Annotated in this window: 20 protein-coding genes; 7 read left to right on the forward strand and 13 right to left on the reverse strand. The window is 44.8% G+C overall.

From position 1 onward, the window contains the following. Positions 1–14: 14 nt before the first annotated feature. From ACZND6_RS03875 to ACZND6_RS03895, 5 genes are read left to right on the forward strand one after another with little or no spacing between them, the layout of a single operon-like run. Positions 15–443: a hypothetical protein gene (locus ACZND6_RS03875; RefSeq protein WP_278748318.1), complete on the forward strand. Its 429-nt coding sequence runs from the start codon at positions 15–17 to the stop codon at positions 441–443. A gap of 53 nt (positions 444–496) precedes the next feature. Beyond that, on the forward strand, positions 497–727 hold the full coding sequence (locus ACZND6_RS03880; protein ID WP_418819402.1) for a hypothetical protein: 231 nt from the start codon (positions 497–499) through the stop codon (positions 725–727). Next, complete coding sequence (locus tag ACZND6_RS03885; RefSeq protein WP_489524401.1) at positions 724–1,797, forward strand: ArdC family protein; 1,074 nt, start codon at positions 724–726, stop codon at positions 1,795–1,797. The genes ACZND6_RS03880 and ACZND6_RS03885 overlap by 4 nt, the downstream gene beginning before the upstream one ends. A gap of 5 nt (positions 1,798–1,802) precedes the next feature. Further along, positions 1,803–3,671 carry a DNA topoisomerase 3 gene (locus ACZND6_RS03890; RefSeq protein ID WP_487713907.1) on the forward strand — a complete coding sequence of 623 codons (1,869 nt, stop codon included), beginning with the start codon at positions 1,803–1,805 and terminating at the stop codon, positions 3,669–3,671. Then, positions 3,658–4,773, forward strand: coding sequence for a relaxase family protein (locus ACZND6_RS03895; RefSeq protein WP_155168124.1), 1,116 nt, complete (start codon positions 3,658–3,660; stop codon positions 4,771–4,773). The genes ACZND6_RS03890 and ACZND6_RS03895 overlap by 14 nt, the downstream gene beginning before the upstream one ends. Positions 4,774–4,776: 3 nt before the next feature. Here ACZND6_RS03895 and ACZND6_RS03900 read toward each other — a convergent pair whose 3' ends face one another. The 11 genes from ACZND6_RS03900 to ACZND6_RS03950 form a co-directional block, all read right to left on the reverse strand. Continuing rightward, positions 4,777–5,706, reverse strand: coding sequence for a tyrosine-type recombinase/integrase (locus tag ACZND6_RS03900; RefSeq protein ID WP_155165678.1), 930 nt, complete (start codon positions 5,704–5,706; stop codon positions 4,777–4,779). A gap of 20 nt (positions 5,707–5,726) precedes the next feature. After that, positions 5,727–7,259 carry an ESPR domain-containing protein gene (locus ACZND6_RS03905; protein ID WP_486865601.1) on the reverse strand — a complete coding sequence of 511 codons (1,533 nt, stop codon included), beginning with the start codon at positions 7,257–7,259 and terminating at the stop codon, positions 5,727–5,729. A gap of 36 nt (positions 7,260–7,295) precedes the next feature. Next, positions 7,296–8,891 carry an ESPR-type extended signal peptide-containing protein gene (locus ACZND6_RS03910; RefSeq protein ID WP_487713908.1) on the reverse strand — a complete coding sequence of 532 codons (1,596 nt, stop codon included), beginning with the start codon at positions 8,889–8,891 and terminating at the stop codon, positions 7,296–7,298. Between the two features lie 40 nt (positions 8,892–8,931). Beyond that, entirely contained in the window at positions 8,932–10,458 is a 1,527-nt protein-coding gene (locus tag ACZND6_RS03915) for an ESPR-type extended signal peptide-containing protein (RefSeq protein WP_487713909.1), read from the reverse strand. Between the two features lie 38 nt (positions 10,459–10,496). After that, on the reverse strand, positions 10,497–12,011 hold the full coding sequence (locus tag ACZND6_RS03920; protein WP_489524402.1) for an ESPR-type extended signal peptide-containing protein: 1,515 nt from the start codon (positions 12,009–12,011) through the stop codon (positions 10,497–10,499). Positions 12,012–12,034: 23 nt separating this feature from the next. Beyond that, positions 12,035–12,316 (reverse strand): hypothetical protein, encoded by a 282-nt coding sequence (locus ACZND6_RS03925; RefSeq protein ID WP_155166054.1) that lies wholly within the window; start codon positions 12,314–12,316, stop codon positions 12,035–12,037. A gap of 338 nt (positions 12,317–12,654) precedes the next feature. Beyond that, on the reverse strand, positions 12,655–12,864 hold the full coding sequence (locus tag ACZND6_RS03930; RefSeq protein WP_155166053.1) for a hypothetical protein: 210 nt from the start codon (positions 12,862–12,864) through the stop codon (positions 12,655–12,657). Beyond that, positions 12,861–13,208, reverse strand: coding sequence for a hypothetical protein (locus ACZND6_RS03935; RefSeq protein ID WP_155166052.1), 348 nt, complete (start codon positions 13,206–13,208; stop codon positions 12,861–12,863). The genes ACZND6_RS03930 and ACZND6_RS03935 overlap by 4 nt, the downstream gene beginning before the upstream one ends. Positions 13,209–13,230: 22 nt before the next feature. Then, positions 13,231–13,956 carry a hypothetical protein gene (locus tag ACZND6_RS03940; protein WP_173020605.1) on the reverse strand — a complete coding sequence of 242 codons (726 nt, stop codon included), beginning with the start codon at positions 13,954–13,956 and terminating at the stop codon, positions 13,231–13,233. A gap of 2 nt (positions 13,957–13,958) precedes the next feature. Next, a complete protein-coding gene (locus ACZND6_RS03945) occupies positions 13,959–14,237 on the reverse strand; it encodes a helix-turn-helix transcriptional regulator (protein ID WP_149879688.1) in 279 nt (92 codons plus the stop codon). Positions 14,238–14,473: 236 nt separating this feature from the next. Next, positions 14,474–14,668: a hypothetical protein gene (locus tag ACZND6_RS03950; RefSeq protein ID WP_173020606.1), complete on the reverse strand. Its 195-nt coding sequence runs from the start codon at positions 14,666–14,668 to the stop codon at positions 14,474–14,476. Between the two features lie 90 nt (positions 14,669–14,758). Here ACZND6_RS03950 and ACZND6_RS03955 point away from each other — a divergent pair, with 90 nt between their 5' ends. After that, positions 14,759–15,247, forward strand: coding sequence for a hypothetical protein (locus ACZND6_RS03955; RefSeq protein WP_489524403.1), 489 nt, complete (start codon positions 14,759–14,761; stop codon positions 15,245–15,247). Between the two features lie 383 nt (positions 15,248–15,630). On the opposite strand, the gene ACZND6_RS03960 is transcribed toward ACZND6_RS03955, so the two are convergent. After that, the gene (locus ACZND6_RS03960; protein WP_279175310.1) at positions 15,631–15,942 is read right to left on the reverse strand and encodes a YdaS family helix-turn-helix protein; all 312 of its coding nucleotides are present in this window, start codon (positions 15,940–15,942) and stop codon (positions 15,631–15,633) included. Positions 15,943–16,086: 144 nt separating this feature from the next. On the opposite strand from ACZND6_RS03960, the gene ACZND6_RS03965 reads away from it, so the two are divergent. Beyond that, positions 16,087–16,779 carry a hypothetical protein gene (locus tag ACZND6_RS03965; protein WP_008812104.1) on the forward strand — a complete coding sequence of 231 codons (693 nt, stop codon included), beginning with the start codon at positions 16,087–16,089 and terminating at the stop codon, positions 16,777–16,779. Positions 16,780–16,822: 43 nt separating this feature from the next. Here the strand turns inward: ACZND6_RS03965 and ACZND6_RS03970 are convergent, their stop codons facing one another. Beyond that, a complete protein-coding gene (locus ACZND6_RS03970; RefSeq protein ID WP_008812105.1) occupies positions 16,823–17,116 on the reverse strand; it encodes a hypothetical protein in 294 nt (97 codons plus the stop codon). Positions 17,117–17,223 lie beyond the last annotated feature (107 nt).

Raw genomic sequence — 17,223 nt, forward strand, 5'->3', positions numbered from 1 at the left:
TTAAAGGAGAAAAAATGACTGAATACAAAGCCTTCAGCAATACCGTCGTTGTTTTCAAAGAACCAACGGTTTCGCAAATCGTTCCAAAATCCGGCCCCAATGCCGGTAAAGAAACATCCGTCTTGGAGTTCAAAGCCTATAAGCCTCATTTCGTAAAGCAAAAAGACGGCTCCTTTCAACAGGACAAAGACGGGACGGAGTTTTTCAGTGTCCGTTACTACGGCAAAGAAAGTTCGGCAAAAAGAATGGCAGCGGGCATCAAAGAAGGAATGATGCTCGAAGTTCGTGGGGATGTCTCAACTCGTGAATTTACCGGCAAGAACGGAAAACAGATGCAGGAGAACGTTTTGACTGCAAAAGGACTTGCTGTTTCTTTGAATCAACCCGGTCTGACGATTGATTATTGTCGTCCCAAAGCAAAAGAGCCGGAAGCTGAACGCTAAAGAGCTCTGAGTATAAGACCGTCCGTTAAAGCGGACGGCTCCGAGGAACCACCATGAAAACAACCAACCGAGAAACCATAAAACTCACCGTAAATATTCTCATCAGGAAATTTTGCGAAGACAAAGCCGCCAAAAATTTTTCCATGGGTAAACAGGAAGCCGAGGACTACGGCGCTTGTGAAGAAACTTCTTTGCGCGAAGAGGATAAGGACAAACTTTTTGAAGATTTCGCACTGGATTGTTTCACACGACCGAGCTTTTCCAATAACAGGGAGCGGCTATGAACGAAAAATACAATGCATACGTTCGATCCGTCGCCGATTACTTCATTGAAGAGATGAAAAAAGGAACGGCACCGTGGCAGCAAGACTGGGATAACGTCGTGCCTGTCAGTGCCGTTACTGATGCTCCTTACCGGGGTACCAATGCGCTGCTGCTGATGGCTGTCAGAATGAGTCAAGGGTACGGAGACAATCGTTGGCTCACGTTTCGTCAGGTACAGGAGCTCGGCGGGAAAGTAAAAAAGGGAGAACACGGCACCAAGTGCATCTTCTGGAAACACTTAGTGGAAAAGGACGAAAAAGATGAGGATAAAACGGTAGAACGCCTCATTCCCTGTCCGTTTGTCGTTTTTAATTCCGAGCAATGTGAAAATCTGAATCTCAAGAAATTTGAGACATCGGTACACAAATGGACTCCGTTGGAAGCTGCAGAACGTATTCTTGACAAGTCAGGCGCCAAGATCGAAGAGATAGAACAAAACCAGTCCTACTATGTTCCGGCTTTGGACAAGATCGTTCTTCCGCTGAGAACTCAATTCAAAGATGCAGAAGGTTTTTATGCCACGGCACTGCATGAACTGGGACATTGGACGGGTCACAGCTCCCGCCTTAACAGGCCGATACTGAATAAGTTCGGAACCCCGGATTACGCCAGAGAAGAACTTCGGGCTGAAATTTCTTCAATGATGGTGTGCAGCGGATTAGGCATCAAACACAAGGCCCAGAACAGCGCTTCCTACGTGAACAACTGGATCGAGGTACTTAAAAAAGATCCTAAAGAATTATTCCGGGCGTGTGCTGACGCCGAAAAAATTAAGGATTATTTATTCGGCATTGATAAATCTTTAGGACTGACGGCAGAGCCTCCGGTAAAGGAAGATAAAAGTCCGGACTACAAAGAAGCTAAGGCCGCCCTTCAGACAGCAGCTCTACAGACTTACAAGGATTTACCCAATTATCAACAGAAATATATTCAGAGTTCGATGCTGAATTATCTGACGCAGCCGTTATCCAATCCGTACCAATTTCAAAAACCATCACAAAAAATCAGAACCATTGATATTGAAAGGTAGTCGCTATGCAATTATGGATTGCGGAAAAACCCTCTGTTGCCAAAGCTATTTGTGCAGAGTTGGGAATTGTAAAAAAGGGAGCCGGTTTTAACGAATGCAACGGCGGCAATACCGTCACTTGGTGCTTCGGCCACCTTTTGGAACAGGCGGGCCCCGATGCTTACACACCTGATGACGTTCCAGTCACCAAGAAAGGCGGAAAAATTTGGCGTATGCAGGATTTGCCGATCTTCCCTTCAGTATGGAAACTCAACGTAAAACCGGACAGAGGCGTCAAGGCTCAGCTCAAAACAATAAAATTACTTTTGGGTAAATGCGACAGCATTGTTAATTGCGGCGACCCGGACAGAGAGGGTCAGCTCCTTGTTGATGAGATCTTGGAGTTTTACAAATGCCGAAAACCCGTCAGTCGTTTTTGGGTTTCCGCACAAGATCCGGCGTCCATTAAAAAAGGCTTGAAATCTCTTAAGCCGAATAGCCAATTTCAGGGAATGAAGCTTGCAGCGCTCGGCCGATCCAGAGCCGATTGGCTGCTGGGAATGAATCTGACCCGGGTTTTAACGCTTACTCACGGAGCTAAGGAAAGGAAACTCATTGCCGTGGGGCGCGTCCAAACTCCTACGCTTGCCTTAGTAGCCGAAAGAGACAAAACAATTAAAAATTTTAAGGCTGTCCCTTATTTTGTTTTAAAAGCTGAAGTTTCCTCCGGGCGCGGCAGTTTTACAGCGCTCTGGAAACCGTCGGACGTTCAGAAAGGTTTGGACTCTGAAGGCCGACTGGTGAATCCGGCAGTCGCAAAGAGTTTGTCAGACAAGCTCAAACCGATAAAAACGGCGGTTGTCAGAAAGACGGAAACCGTGCCCAAAAAGCTGGCTCAGCCCCGGGCCTTTTCGCTCGCGGACATTCAGCTAGAAGCAAGCAACAAATACGGTTTTTCTGCTCAGGAAACACTGGATACCTGTCAAAGTCTGTATGAAATTCATAAAGCAGCAAGCTATCCCAGAAGCGATTGTCAATACTTGCCGGAATCTCAGTTTAGTGACGCGCCTAAAGTCCTTGCAGCCATTGCGAAAACTTGCCCCAAGCTGAAGGAGTTGGTCTTAAAAGCCGATCCGACTGTTAAGTCTCAAACTTGGAACGATAAGAAGATAACTGCTCACCACGGAATTATCCCGACGCAGCTGCCGGTTGACTGGACGGCATTAAGCGATAAGGAACAAAAGATTTATGAACTGATCGGACGCCGATATTTGGCTCAATTTTTCCCGATTCATCAATTTAATTCTTGCTCCATCGACTTGGAACTAGGAGGTGAGACGTTCATCGGCAAAGGAAAAAACGTTACCGCGCTTGGCTGGAAAGTCGTTTACCAAAATCAAGCTGACCCGGACAACGATAAAACCGAATTCGATCAGATTCTTCCTTCTGTAAAAAACGGAGACATTCTGAAAGTCCTAAAGACTGAAACGAAAAACGAACTTACCAAGCCGCCAGCCTATTTCACCGAGGGTACTCTGATTGCAGCTATGGAAAAAATTCATACTGTAGTGGACAACCCGGAATATAAAAAATATCTGAAGGAGGGCGACGGGATCGGCACACCGGCAACCAGAGCAGCGATTATCAGCGAACTGAAAAGAAAAGGTTATTTGGAGACGAAAGGCAAAAAAATCTGCGCCTCTTCAGACGGAATTGAATTGCTGAAGCTCGTGCCCGAGCTCGTCCGCAACCCGATCCTTACGGCTGTCTTTGAAAGAAAACTTAGGGACGTGGAGTCCGGCAAAAGCACTTTGAGTTCCTTTATTGAAAGCCAGCAAAAATTCATTTTGCAGGAAATCAATAAGGCAAAGGTAATTAATAATGGCCTCCAATAAGAATCCGTTTCTTGACGATCTTTTTCCTGATCCGATGCGTGCCCGAAAAGCACGCATTTTCAAAGGGTTTGAGAAAGTTTCAAACACAGCAGCCTTCAGATTTTCAGCCCTTAGCTCCAAGGTTAAAGCCGAAGGTGTTGTCGATAGGCGCGCCGAGGTCATGTTTCGTTTCGGACAGGCAAACATAAAAAGTTATCTTCACACGATAAAAGCAGCCGATTACATTGCGCGAAACGGAGACATTGAACTGATCGACCAGAGCGGAAACTGTTTGCAGGGAAAAGCGGAATATCGAAAAGTTCTCTATGAGTGGAAGCTGCTTTCAGAAATGGGAGACGGAACATCTAAAAGAGGCCACGCCAGAAGAGTCATACTTTCGATGCCCGCCGGAACTGACGAAGAAAAATTCAAGAGAGCTTGCAGTCAATGGGCCGAGGATATGCTTGACGGATACGACTATCTGCTGGCTTTCCATTTGCCCGGGAACGATAAAAAAACTACTCAGCCCCACTGTCACGTTCTTCTTCGTACAAAAAACCGAGAGGGCAAAAGGATTCATCTGGCAAACGACGAGCTTTCGGCAATGCGTGAGCATTTTGCCGCTTGTCTCCTTAAAAACGGCATCGAAGCCAATGCGACCCGGAGGTGGTCAAGAGGAAAGACACAACAGGGAATTTCTCAGGCGGAGCACCATGTTTTAAATAATCGCCGAATGTCTGAACAAGATCGAGCTCGAGTCTATGCCATAGCCAAAAAGCGAGAACTTTTGAAACGGCAGCAAGCTCAGGTTGAAAAAGTTCATTCTGCCTTTAGGGATGGAAAAACAATACCGGACTCCCCCTCCATTCAAAAAACTAAAAAAACGCGAAAGACAGTTGCTTATTTAGCTGAACAAGCGTCGAGGAAACTTCTTGATTCTTCCTATGCCGAGGAGCAGCACCTCGGCAGAAAAATGCAGGATTATTACTCTAAGCTCGAACCTGTAGAGAGCGCCGAGCAGAAAACACTGCGTCAGCTAAATGAGGTAAAACAGCAGCAAATTAAGCGGATGCAAGCCATGCGTAAACGGCTGAAGAAAGGTTCTCAAAATCTTGAAAAGTAGGCGTCAGCCGAAAACTTCCAGATTCTTGCAAACTTTTTCCCGGCTGGTTTCCGAACGAAAGTCATAGCGGGCGGTAGTCGCAACCGACGTATGCCCCATCGCTCTTTGCAGAATAAAAAGATCACAGCCCTGTTCCAGCATCCGGGTCGCAAAAGTTCGGCGCAAGTCATGAGGGCGCACTTTACCGATAAGTGCTAATTCAGCTCTCTTTTGAAGAATCCTGTAGATGGATGAGGGCTGCATTTTTCTAAAAATGAACTTACTGTTATCTGCACCGGGACAGATTCGGGGAAAGAAAATACCGTCTTCCAATCCTCGAACCATTAGCCATTCGTCGATAATCCGGTTCAATTTTTTCGGCAAAAAAACGCGACGTTCTTTATTTCCCTTTCCTATAAAACAAAAGGATCTGCCTATGCAATCCCAATTTTTCATTTCCAACTGAACGCATTCAGCCCTTCTCAAGCCGCAGCCGAGCATTAACGCAAATAAAGCCATATCCCGTTTCCCTTGGTTTGTGCCGTCGTCACAAGCCTTAAGGAGCCCTGCGGCTTCCTTGATTGTCAGGCTTCGGCCTTTAGGAAGACGTTCATATTTAACGCCTTTTAATGCTTGGATTTTCAGGTAAGACGACTGAGGCAGCTGATCGAGGGTCCATGCCTCCTTTGCTACGGTTTTGAATGCTGTCAGGTAGAGATTCTGGGTCGATCCGCAGCAACCCTGAGCCGACAATTTCTTTTGGATTTCGGTCCAATGAGTGCGCTTCAATTTTGACCAGTCCGCAGACTCAATATCTTTTGCGCCTAAGATATTGGCAATGTGCTTCAAGCAATTGGAAATCGTGATAACCGAGCGTGAGGAGCCCAACCTTGAAAGGTAAGCAAGGGCCGGGTTCTTTTTCACGGATGATATTGTGGTATCGGCTGCAATCATTTTCTTCAAAAAGTCCAATGTTAGATAGCAAAGACACGAAAAAACTGTTCTTTGAATGCCTTTGCCAAATCCGCAGCTTGGGTCTGAGTCAAATTGACGCCGGTCACGATGACTTTTCCGCCCGTAAACGAGGCATGATCGGCAAGCGTTTTAGCGACTGTGCCCGGCAAATATTTCTGGAAGAAATCAGTCAGGCTGGCTTTCACTTCTTGGGGAGTCGTCGAACCTAACGCGACGTAATGAAGATCCTGCCGACCGGAATTACCAAGAGAATCGAATACGTCCAAGGCGTTATTCGTTTGGATTGTCCCGGAAGAGGTCAGACGTCCGTTTCCGAATTGGAAACCGTTCTGGAAATTGGCAAAGCCGGAGTTGTTGAGATTCCCGGCAATCGTAAAGCGGTTCGTTTCCGTCCAGTTGCCCCGGTTATTCAGATTTCCGTTGTTGGTAAGGTTTCCTCGGCTGATAACGTCCCCAGTGAGAGTTAAGGTGCCTGTATTATTAAGAGAACCTCCCAAATTGGAATTTCCTATCGAGAGGTTGTCGGAATTAGCCGTCGTGCCGTTGGACTGGTTGAAATTTGTAATAGACAACGTACCTGCGTTGCTTAATGTTCCGTTCTCCTTGTTAATTGTTTCGATGCTGTAATTGCCTTTTTCAACAACAAAGTTCCCTGCTTTCTGAGTAATGAGCGCACGGTTTACCAAGTTTCCACCCGAAAGGATCAACGAGTCTCCGATTGAAAACTTCCCGATTCTCTGTCCGATTACGATGGAATCCGCTGTATTGAGGCTTCCGCCGTTTAAACGCACGGCTCCAGTGAAGTGGTAAGTATTATTCGCGGTTTGTTGAAAAGTTCCCGCTTCTTGGAAGAGATTGCCAAAATTTCCGACAACAGACTGACCGCCCAACATTCTGAAAATACCCCTGTTGCGGATATTTGCGATATTCATTTCAGAATTAAGATTGATGGAGCCGTAGATACCGTCGGAGTTGTTTTGGAAGAACCCACCGGAACCAATAGTAAGTGTGTCGGTAACGGTTACGTGAGCTTCACTAGATGAATTATGGTAGGTAGAGCGATCTCCGACGTTAACGGTTCCGTAAACATTCATATTCCCATTAACAATCAAAGTTCCTTTTGCAGGAGTCGAGCCCTGATTGTTATGTCCGAGAGCCATCCAGCCGTCGTTTGCCACTGTCAGATTGCCGTTGACGGTGAGGGTTATATCAGGGAAAGTTTCTTGACTGCGATTGGTGCAGCCGATATACAAATATTGCGGACCTTGTGATGCGGAATGAGTGAGGTTCCCGTTGACGGTCACATTGTCATAGACTGCGCCGTATTTATTTTGACTTCTGATTTGATTCGTTCCAACTTCTCCGCTTAATACTTCCAGAGCGTTGACGCTGCTTGAGATAAAAAACGGAGCCAAAGCCGAAGAAATAAGCATTGCTTTACCGGCATTCTGGCACGCGCTTGTCATTGCTTCGGAAACGGCAACAAAGCATCCTCGGCGTTTGTTCCACATCTTTTTAAAGATTTTGTTCATATGTTTTCTCCTAGGAAAAGAAACCAAAGGTTTCAATCAGCACTGTCCTAAGACAGCACTGGCGGAAACCTTCGGGGAAAGACGAAAAAACTGTTCTTTGAATGCCTTTGCCAAATCCGCAGCTTGGGTCTGAGTCAAATTGACGCCGGTCACGATGACTTTTCCGCCCGTTAAAGAAACATGACCAACGAGTGACTTGGAAAGTGTGCCGGGCAAATACTTCTGGAAGAAATCCGTCAAGCTAACCTTAACTTCCTGTGGAACGGAAGAGCCAAGGCTGACATAACGTAAGTTTTGCTGTCCTGCTTTGCCGAGAGAATCAAAAATATCAAAAGCATTATTCGTCTGAAGGGTTCCCGAAGAAGTCATGAATCCGCTCTGGATCTGGAACCCGTTCTGGAAATTAATGTTGCCCGTGTTGTGCAGATTGCCGGCAATTGTGAAGCGGTTCGCTTCCGTCCAATTGCCGTTATTCGTCAGCGTTCCGGTGCTTGTAAGATTGCCTTGAGTATTGACGTTTCCAGTCAATGTTAATCTGGCAATGTTTTCAAGAGATCCGCCAAGATTTGAGTTGCCGATGGTTAAAGTACCGGAATTTTTAGTTGACCCTCCGGACTGGTTGAAATTAGTGATAGATAGAGTTCCAAAATTACTTAGAGAACCGTTCTCTTTATTGATGGTGCCAAAAGCATAAGAACCATTGGTTACCGAAACTTGTCCCGCTTTTTGTGTCAGGAGACCCGTTTGATTAAGCGAACCCCCGGCTAAAACGAAGGATCTTCCTATTGAAAAATTGCCTGCTCTCTGGCCGACGGTAATTGGTTGCTGTGTTACTAGAGAGCCGCTGTTCAAAACAAGTTCATCACGGATATAAATATTATTGGTGGAATTTTGGTTAAATGAACCTCCGTTAATGTTAAGACGGCCAATTTCTCCGGAAACATTCATGTTTTTAGATGCGAGATTGAAGTTTCCCCAATTGTTAAGAGTTCCGATGCTAAAACTGCCTGTACCTGAGGTATGGACATCCGTTCCCAGTCCGCTACCAGTTTTATGTCCGGTATTAAAGAACGAACCGTACAAATTCATTGTTCCGCTAACAACCAAGCGAGAAGTTAACGGGACATATTGATAGTTAACAGCTCTGGAGCCGAGGTAAAGCCAACCGGAAACATTTAGGTCTCTGGTTGTTAAAGAAGCATTGACATTACTCGCGCTTCCGTTTCCTACTTGACCGATAGAGACCCACGTTTCAGGGCCAAAAGTTGTTGTGCCGTTGACTACCAAATTGACGTTAGAGAAGTGTTCGTTGTCAGAAACACAGCCGATTAGCAAATCATCACGTGAATCTGTCGTGGTCGTTCTAAGGTTGTAATCAAAATTGCCATTGATCGTTGTATCTTCACTGATAAAGAAGATATGGTTGTACTTATTGGGCAACCGAGAGTCGGCGTCATGGACATTCCCGTTAATAACAACTGCGGCTTGTGAAGATCCAGATAGCAACAGACCAATGGAACCGATGAGTACGGTGGCTTTCCCCGTATTTTGCCTTGCAGCTGTTATCGCTTCGGAAACAGCGACAAAGCATCCTCGGGACTGGTTCCAAATCTTTTTAAAGATTTTGTTCATATGTTTTTTCTCCTAGGAAAAAGAAACTCAAACGTTTCCATCAGCACCGTCCGAAAACGACACTGGTGGAAACGTTCGAGGATTGGAGAAAAAACTGTTCTTTGAATGCCTTTGTTAAATCGGCCGCTTGGGTCTGAGTCAAATTGACGCCGGTCACAATGACTTTTCCTCCCGTAAACGACGCATGATCGGCCAAACTCTTGGCAACGGTTCCCGGCAAATACTTCAGGAAAAAGTCCGTGAGACTTGTTTTGGCTTCTTGCGGAACCGTTGAATTCAGAGCGACATAATGCAGATCCTGCTGACCGGTCGTACCAAGAGAGTCGAATACGTCGAAAGCGTTATTTGTCTGGATTGTCCCTGAAGAGGTCAGGCGTCCGTTTCCGAATTGGAAACCGTTCTGGAAATTAACGCTGCCGGTGTTGTTTAAATTTCCGGCAATCGTGACGCGGTTGGTTTCCGTCCAGCTGCCGCGATTGTTCAGATTTCCGTTGTTGGTTAAATTTCCTCGGCTCGTGACATTGCCGGTCAGTGTCAGCGTATCGGTATTATTCAGTGAACCGAAAAGATTGGCGTTTCCAATCGTCAGTTTGCCATTGTTGTTAGTAGATCCGTTGGATTGATTGAAATTAACAATGCTTAATACGGACTGATTGTTTAAAGTTCCGTTCGATTTATTTAGTGTTGTAAAGTCGTAGCTTCCGGCAGAAACGTTTACAGTTCCGCCTGCTTGGGTCAATAAGGTGCGGTTGCCTAAGACTCCACCAGCCAAAGTCAGTGTGTTTTCAACTGAAAAATTACCGTTTTTACCACCGACGTATAGAGAATCTTGATTGTTGAGAGTGCCACCCAAGAGTGCAATTGAATTGGCAACATAAGTTTGGACACTGCTGGCTTGTCTGAAGTTGCCTCCCCGAACAGTCAGGTATCCCACATTAGCCGCACCAGATTCAACGGAAGAAATATCAAAAACGCCCGAACTGTCTATAGCACCGGCATTTAATTGAAACTGGACATGGTGATAATCCGGTCGGTTATCTAAGGTTGCTCCTGAAGCGATGTTGATAGTCCCGCCAACATTCAAAGATGAGGTAACAATACCTCCGCTGTTCGAGTTGCCACTTCCAACTCGTAACAGGCCACTGTGTAGATTTAGGTTGCCTTGAACAGAGAGGGCACCGGAAAGACGGCTGGCGCCATCTCCTCTATGTGCAATTACAAAAAGGGGACAGTTGGAATCCAAGTTTCCATTGACTTGCAGGGACTGGTTTTCCATGTCTCTGTAATTTTTGGATGTCCAAGAGATATTTAGTTCCGCAACATTTGCTGTGGCATTGCCGTTGATGACGTAGCTATCGACTAAGGTGCGCTTCGTATCTTCTCGTAAATTACCTAACTCGATATTGCCATTGACGGTAGTAAGAGCATAGACATTACTCAAAGAGAGGAGACCGCTGAGAATGACAGCCGTTTTACCCGAATTTTGGCAAGCGCTAGTCATTGCTTCGGAAACTGCCACAAAGCATCCTCGGGACTGGTTCCAAATCTTTTTAAAGATTTTGTTCATATGTTTTTTCTCCTAGGAAAGAAACTCAAACGTTTCCATCAGCACTGTCCTAAGACAGCACTGGCGGAAACCTTCGAGGAAAGACGAAAAAACTGTTCTTTGAATGCCTTTGTTAAATCGGCCGCTTGGGTCTGAGTCAAATTGACGCCGGTCACAATGACTTTTCCGCCGGTGAACGAGGCATGATTAATTAGTTTCTGAGCAATTGAACCGGGGGCATACTTAGTGAAGAAATCATTCAAACTGGATTTCACTTCTTGCGGTAAAACCGAATTCAATCCAACATAATGAAGTTCTTGTTGAGCAGTCGTCCCTAATGAATCGAAGATGTTAAATGAGTTGTTGGTTTGGACAATTCCGCCGCTTACTGCCAAAACGCCGGAAGGCCCGAAAGACCACACCCCGTCATGTGTGTTGAGCGTTCCGGAAGTATTTAACTTATCCGTGAAATTAACTGCACCATAACTATTGATAGTCCCGTAGTTAGTGGTTTTGGCAATTGTTGCATTGCCGTTGAAGTTTGCAGTACCGTAATTGTTGAGATTCTTGTACCAGCCGCCGTTGACAGTTAAAGTTCCTCGGTTGTTGATGTTTCCGCCTTCAAAGTTCGATGTAGAAGCCCCGAGACCGGAAGCGATATTGACGACGATATCTCCCGAAACTTTGGAGGCATTAAATGAACCGCCGTTATAGTTATAGGTGCCGCTGCCTGTTAACTTAGAAGAAAAGTTTCCGCCGGTTTGCGTCACAGTTCCGTTGTTAATAAGGTTGCCGTTTCCGGCATTGACATTCCCGCCCTGCAAATTAAATGAACCGGTATTTATCCAATTACCATATGGATTGATAGTTCCTCCGGTCATGTAAGTATTGCTGCGGGTTTGAAGATTGTTGTGGACGTCAACGCGTGAATTTCCATTGATATGGAAGGGTCCGTCAAAAACCATCCCGGAGCCGTTGACAGAAAGAACGCTGTTGCCTTCTTGGACAAAGGTTGTGTTAGAGAAGCCTCTTCCGTTGATAGTTATGGACGAAGAGTCCTTCAACCGAAATTCTGTAAGGTTATTGCTTTTGTCAGTTCCGCCTCGGGTAAGGTTGCCGATTTCGTCGTAGTCACCGATATAAAGAGATCCGGTGCTATTAACCAGAATGGAATTTGATCTGTCCCAAGTAAAATGCCCTAAATCTTCACTGTGCCATGAATGAAGTAAAAGATTTCCGTTTACTGTAGTAACGGTGTTGTCTGGCCCGATATTAAAAGATGCTTTTCCTCGAACAGACCAAGAAACATTGGACCCCGCACCAACGGTGTAATTGCCGTGCAAATTTAATGAATAATCCTGTTCGGCATAGTCTAGGTTCTGTCCGGCGGTTGATTCTCCGGCATAAATATGCTTATAAATGGCGTATGAAGGCGTCGATACAAGACCCAATACCAGACCGGCGGTTATAACTGTCGCTTTACCTGAGCTTTGAGCGGCAGAAGACATAGCTTCGGAAACAGCGACAAAGCACCCCCGTCTCCGATTCCATACCTTTTTAAAGATTTTGTTCATAAGACCTCCTCGGGTTGTGCTATTTATTTGGTCTGAGCCGTCTGTGCCGGTTCTTTTTCAGCTGGCGTAAAAATGAGAGGGACTGCATCGAAAGCGACTACTTCTTTGATGCGAACCCAGCTAACGCCGCGAATTCCCTGGAACGTAAAAACTTTCTCTTGGGATTCGGGATCGGCCAAGACATTTTGGAAAGCGGCAATCTGCGGATCGGGCTTATGCGGATCTTCAGCTTGAAGGTCGATACCCAGATTTGTTCCGTTCTTGAGATGGATAGTCACTCGTTGAAAGTGAATTGCGTTTGTCATTTTTTCCTCCTTAAGGAAATGAAGTTGGTTTGGGAAAAGGTTTTCGTTAGCCGAAAGCCTTTTCCTAAAGAAACTGAGGAGGAAAAAGGGCGCAAAAAGCCGAACCGTCCTTAAAGAAGGAAAGTCCGAACCTTGAGATTTGTCTGTTGTTCATAACTCTTATTTCAAAAAATCTGGCGGGACTTTCTGTGCAGACTGTTATGAACCGAAAGATCAACTGTCACCGTTCTTTCAACGGGGCGGGACGATTAGAATAATTGGTGCCCGGAGGCTGCATTGTCCCGCCAAGGATGCAACCGCGCCTGTCAATCAGGCCGTCTGCTTCCGGGCATTAACTGTTACGCTGATCGCAATCGGCCTCCGACCTTCAAAAGAATCCAGTCCTGAAGTTCGGCTATGTTTTCAGAAGCTCTTTTCTGAATTACTGCGCCTCTTTTGATATTTGCTTCATAAAGGTGAATCGACTTCGGCCCGGTAAGACCCACAACACGTTTGGATTCGATGACGCGGATGGAAACATTCGGGTATTCCACATTGTTGATTCTCATTTTTTATCTCCCGATTTATCTTTGCTTTTCAAAGTTTCCAGTTTGTCTTGCAGAAACCGCTCCGTCAGTTCCAATGCGTTTTCGGCAACACCTTGTATTCGTTGGTTATTCACTACTGCCGGGAGAACCTTCATTGCAGCCAAAGTTTCGGAGCTTGGGACAAAGACCCATGCAATCAAAGAAAAAATAAGTATTAGAACAAAGGCGACAAAGAACCTAACTGATTCTAAGTAAAGAGCCATTACACTTAAATAAAAGCATGTCAGTCCTAATAACCCTAGACCTATCGAAATTTTGCTGACTTGTCCGATCCAGAAAATATCGGAAGCTGTGATTTCAACCATGATGAACCTTTAAAGAGGATGTTTACCAATGCACGCGTGTCCAGTTTTTGCCGTTGATGAAGACATCAATGGCTCGTCTGGACTGATACTGTTGCCATTTCACCTGTTCATAGACGCGGACAGGGCGGTAGCAAACGGAAGAACTGCTGCTGTCTCCCGAGCTGTCATAACAGGCGTAACTCTCATAGGCAGTGCCTTGATAGCCCTTAACGCAAGCCTTAGTGCCTCCCCAATGTCCGGGAGAGTCCTCGGTTGCTTTGAACCAGTGCTCACCGCCCCAGTTGTAGCTGGCATTATTTTTTCTAAGTAGTTTGTTTTTCCGACGGTCAGTTTTGAACTGATTGTTGTCGTTGATGTTCCCTTCAACGATCCAGCCTTGAGGAGCATCTTCCATCCCTTGAAGGATGCAAGGATCAAATCCGTCAGAAAGCTGCTTCGCATAGTTGCCGTCTCCGGCCATCGGGCAGGATGGAAATTTGCATGGGTGACGCCAAGAAAGGCAGTCAAAGAGTTTGTCTATCGGAGGACGGCATTCGCTAACGGCTCTCGGTCCGTTCGGATTGGCTAAGCAGAGCAGGACTTCGCATCCCCAACGGTCATTGCCGGTCATCAATTCGATCTTCGGCATACCGGGAATCTGAGAATAGTCCGTCGTATCGGCTAATACTTTGAAACCTGCGCCGGACAGCAGGGCGCTGACGGCTGCCAAGGCTAGTAATGTTTTGGGATTTGAGATTATTGTTTTCATTTTCAGTTTGCCATCAATTCTTTGAATTTCATGGAAAAAGCGCTTGCATTAGCTAGTCGTTCCGTCATCGCTTCAACGCTTAAGCCTTGCTGCTCAGCGGCTTTTTTTATCGTCCAAGCGTCTATTTCACACTCGTACCAAAATGTCCATCTACTGGACAATTGAATCGGTTTCGGAAACGTCGGGTCGTTTTTTACCAATTTGTATAACTGGGTTTTACCGCAGCCGAGACGCTCGCAGACCTGTTCAGGTCTCAGTTGATTGAGGCTGAAGTTACTCATAGAGCCTCCGATCAGGAATAAAAAGCAGCGCCGCTGAGTAGTCAGACAATGTTCTGAACAAGGAAGAGAGCATTCTCATGTTTAAAATCCCGAGAAGACAATCAATGGTCTCGGTATTCAGAAACACTATTAGCGCTGAAGGACCCTCGATGGAATAAGACAAACGGGGGGTGTGTGTTTGTCTCAATTCTCTTACTAAGAGTCCGAGGAAATTGATTGTTGGAAAACCATTCATATCAGCCCCCGTAACTGTCCAGTCCCACAAAACCGCAGCAGCCAATAAGGACAAACGCAATGCCAATGAGCATTAGGCCGGGCGCGGTAAAGGACACAGAGTTTCTTTCGCTGTTTTGGAACAGGAATAAAGGTGCAATTGCCAGACAGCAAAGGCCGGAAAGAAGAAGGATGAAGAAGAATTTCTGCTCAGCCATCATCTCCTCCTCGCGAAATCGGTCTCCGGTGTACTGGGTAGAATTTGATTTGTCAGGAAAAAATCCAAACCCAATACCCGGAGTAAAAAAGTGGAGGCAATTATTGCTTTCCTCACAGGAAGTGGACTAACAGGACTTATCGCTCTATTTTTCAATGCCTTTAAAGGCGGATATGAAATTCGCAGAAATATGTTTAGCGTCTCTGCAATAGCTGATGGAAATAAGGGCAGCTGGCGTCGAAAAATCTTTCTATCCATGAAAGCAAACAATGAGCAGGTCATTGTGTTGTCAATTTCCGGTGTCTCAGGCAGACTCCTTACTGACACGGGCCAAATAGTTAAACGGATAGAACTAACTAAAACTCTCATAGCTCATTCTCCCGATTGGCAGTTTGAAATTGATTACCTGCCGGATAGACCCGAGACACAAAAATTAGGGCGTGTGGATATTTTTGTTCAGGCGGAAACTTGCATGAACTTTCGATGCTATTTTTCTTTGATTGAGTTTCAGAACAGGAACCATGCTTCAGACAGCAAATTGCTAGGCCGAACAAACAAATTAAAACCAAAAGAAGGTTAAAAGGTGATGTGAGATCATCTCGTCCAGAAGACCAAAAGAAACAATTAATCCCTAATACCAGAAAGGCTCCCAAAAGGAAATAAAACCAATCCATACCCACCACCATCGAAGACTGCCGTTGTAACGGATTCAAAAAGGCAATATTCCTAATTTCCAACAGCACAGCTGCGAAATGAGAAAAAACAGGAGAAACCATTTGAGAAGCGAAAGGTCTTTGAAGAAACAAGCGTTCAGTACGCAGATAATCAGAAGAGCAAGCGTTAAAAAAAGAAGCAGGAAGGTAAACACACCTAACGGTGATTGAAGATTGGCTTCCATCTTTTCCCCTCAAATTTAAGCAGCCTGTGTTTGTCATTGCTTTTCCTTGTTCTTATTTTCAAAGTTCAAGCGGTTAACGCTTCTGCTCCGGGGCAGCTCAAATACTGCTTAATCTCTTTTTTTAATCTGCCGGTTTCAGCGTTACTTCTATCTAATTGAGCGAACTTCCAAGGGATATCGGGACGCAACTCTTCACAAGTTAGGTGTCCACGAGAAAGGTTGACCAATGTCAGGCAATTCTCGGGTGAAATTAAACGACGCCCGCAGATGTAAGAGTTAATCGTCGCTTTAGAAAGCCCCAGCTCGGTTGCTAAATACCGTCTAGGATCAGCAACCCCAGCTTCTTTTAGAAACGAACAATAGTCTTTCAAATTCATTGCTACACCTTATTTTTGATGTTTTTATTTTACCTGAATTTGTACAACCATGTACAAAAAATATACATAAAGTACAAATTTTATTAACTCATCTAAGGATAAACAAAAAACAGCTTCTGTTATATCTTTCTAAGAGGTGAAGAAATGACAGATGTGCATGAAATCCGTCGGAAAAATTTAATAGAGCTGATCTCTATGTATAAGTCCGTCGCTAATCTCAATTCTGCTTTGGGAAGAAAACGGTATGACGGAACCTTTAATCAAATTAAAAACAAATCTCAACCGCCAAGCGCTAAAACCCCAAGAGTTATGGGAGCGGAGGTTGCGCGAGAAATTGAAATGAAACTACACCTCCAACCGGGTTGGATGGATGTGGTTCACGATCAACCTCAAACTGAACTAATTAAGGAATCTGATAATTTTTTGAAATCTTCTTTCAATAGGATAAGAAGCTATCGTTTAAACAGCGTCACTCCATCGAATCTAACTTTTACACTTTTCGATGGAGAAATGAAATTGAGTGATTATTTTATCAAGTCAGTTTTAAAAGCCACTTCTGAAGAAAATTTGCGATTTGTAGTCGTTGAAGATAACTCTTTGAAATCGAAATGTAAGATTGGCGATGCTTTGATCCTTGATTTTGGAGTTAATACTTTTACACGCGAGGGTATTTACCTGATAGAAGTCAACGGAGAACAGTTACTTCGTCTGATCTCCATTGACTATGAAGGAGGCTATCAAATTCGAACCGATGATTTTTCTCAACGTTTGACGGATTTATCAAAAATAAAAATATTAGCTAGGGCGTTATACGTTTGCACAGGAACAAGCCTGTAGGCTGAACTTTAGCTCCTCAAAACTCCTCGAACCACTCAGACTTTTATTTGTAGAGTTTTGCATCAACACATTTTTTGAGATGCTTCTCTACCAAGCGATCCACTGAGTACTTTGTTTTAAAGTCAATCACTTTTTGAAATTGCAACTCCGTCAGTCTGTTTCGAAATTCCCAAAGGTAATCTTTATTGCATTGCCGTTCGTTTAACTCCAACGAGGAAGCCTCTAACTTTAATTGTTGAAAGTTAGCAGACTTCAGGTCCGTTATGGAAGAATCGGCTGCTTGAACGCAACCGCAGGCAAGGGCAACCAAAATACAACAAAAAATAGTTTTAGCCATAAAAATATCTCCGGGGAATCACTATACCAATATTTTACAACATAAAAAAAATAAATTTGTACGTAGTGTACAAATTCAATTTTTACTATTATGATTTACTCATATCG

The organism is Parasutterella sp., from assembly GCF_057870745.1.

Excerpts from the sequence above, each read along its gene's own strand:
- ACZND6_RS03875 (WP_278748318.1), top strand. The coding sequence starts at position 15 with ATGACTGAATACAAAGCCTTCAGCAATACCGTCGTTGTTTTCAAAGAA.
- ACZND6_RS03880 (WP_418819402.1), top strand. The coding sequence starts at position 497 with ATGAAAACAACCAACCGAGAAACCATAAAACTCACCGTAAATATTCTC.
- ACZND6_RS03885 (WP_489524401.1), top strand. The coding sequence starts at position 724 with ATGAACGAAAAATACAATGCATACGTTCGATCCGTCGCCGATTACTTC.
- ACZND6_RS03890 (WP_487713907.1), top strand. The coding sequence starts at position 1,803 with ATGCAATTATGGATTGCGGAAAAACCCTCTGTTGCCAAAGCTATTTGT.
- ACZND6_RS03895 (WP_155168124.1), top strand. The coding sequence starts at position 3,658 with ATGGCCTCCAATAAGAATCCGTTTCTTGACGATCTTTTTCCTGATCCG.
- ACZND6_RS03900 (WP_155165678.1), bottom strand. The coding sequence starts at position 5,706 with ATGATTGCAGCCGATACCACAATATCATCCGTGAAAAAGAACCCGGCC.
- ACZND6_RS03905 (WP_486865601.1), bottom strand. The coding sequence starts at position 7,259 with ATGAACAAAATCTTTAAAAAGATGTGGAACAAACGCCGAGGATGCTTT.
- ACZND6_RS03910 (WP_487713908.1), bottom strand. The coding sequence starts at position 8,891 with ATGAACAAAATCTTTAAAAAGATTTGGAACCAGTCCCGAGGATGCTTT.
- ACZND6_RS03915 (WP_487713909.1), bottom strand. The coding sequence starts at position 10,458 with ATGAACAAAATCTTTAAAAAGATTTGGAACCAGTCCCGAGGATGCTTT.
- ACZND6_RS03920 (WP_489524402.1), bottom strand. The coding sequence starts at position 12,011 with ATGAACAAAATCTTTAAAAAGGTATGGAATCGGAGACGGGGGTGCTTT.
- ACZND6_RS03925 (WP_155166054.1), bottom strand. The coding sequence starts at position 12,316 with ATGACAAACGCAATTCACTTTCAACGAGTGACTATCCATCTCAAGAAC.
- ACZND6_RS03930 (WP_155166053.1), bottom strand. The coding sequence starts at position 12,864 with ATGAGAATCAACAATGTGGAATACCCGAATGTTTCCATCCGCGTCATC.
- ACZND6_RS03935 (WP_155166052.1), bottom strand. The coding sequence starts at position 13,208 with ATGGTTGAAATCACAGCTTCCGATATTTTCTGGATCGGACAAGTCAGC.
- ACZND6_RS03940 (WP_173020605.1), bottom strand. The coding sequence starts at position 13,956 with ATGAAAACAATAATCTCAAATCCCAAAACATTACTAGCCTTGGCAGCC.
- ACZND6_RS03945 (WP_149879688.1), bottom strand. The coding sequence starts at position 14,237 with ATGAGTAACTTCAGCCTCAATCAACTGAGACCTGAACAGGTCTGCGAG.
- ACZND6_RS03950 (WP_173020606.1), bottom strand. The coding sequence starts at position 14,668 with ATGGCTGAGCAGAAATTCTTCTTCATCCTTCTTCTTTCCGGCCTTTGC.
- ACZND6_RS03960 (WP_279175310.1), bottom strand. The coding sequence starts at position 15,942 with ATGAATTTGAAAGACTATTGTTCGTTTCTAAAAGAAGCTGGGGTTGCT.
- ACZND6_RS03965 (WP_008812104.1), top strand. The coding sequence starts at position 16,087 with ATGACAGATGTGCATGAAATCCGTCGGAAAAATTTAATAGAGCTGATC.
- ACZND6_RS03970 (WP_008812105.1), bottom strand. The coding sequence starts at position 17,116 with ATGGCTAAAACTATTTTTTGTTGTATTTTGGTTGCCCTTGCCTGCGGT.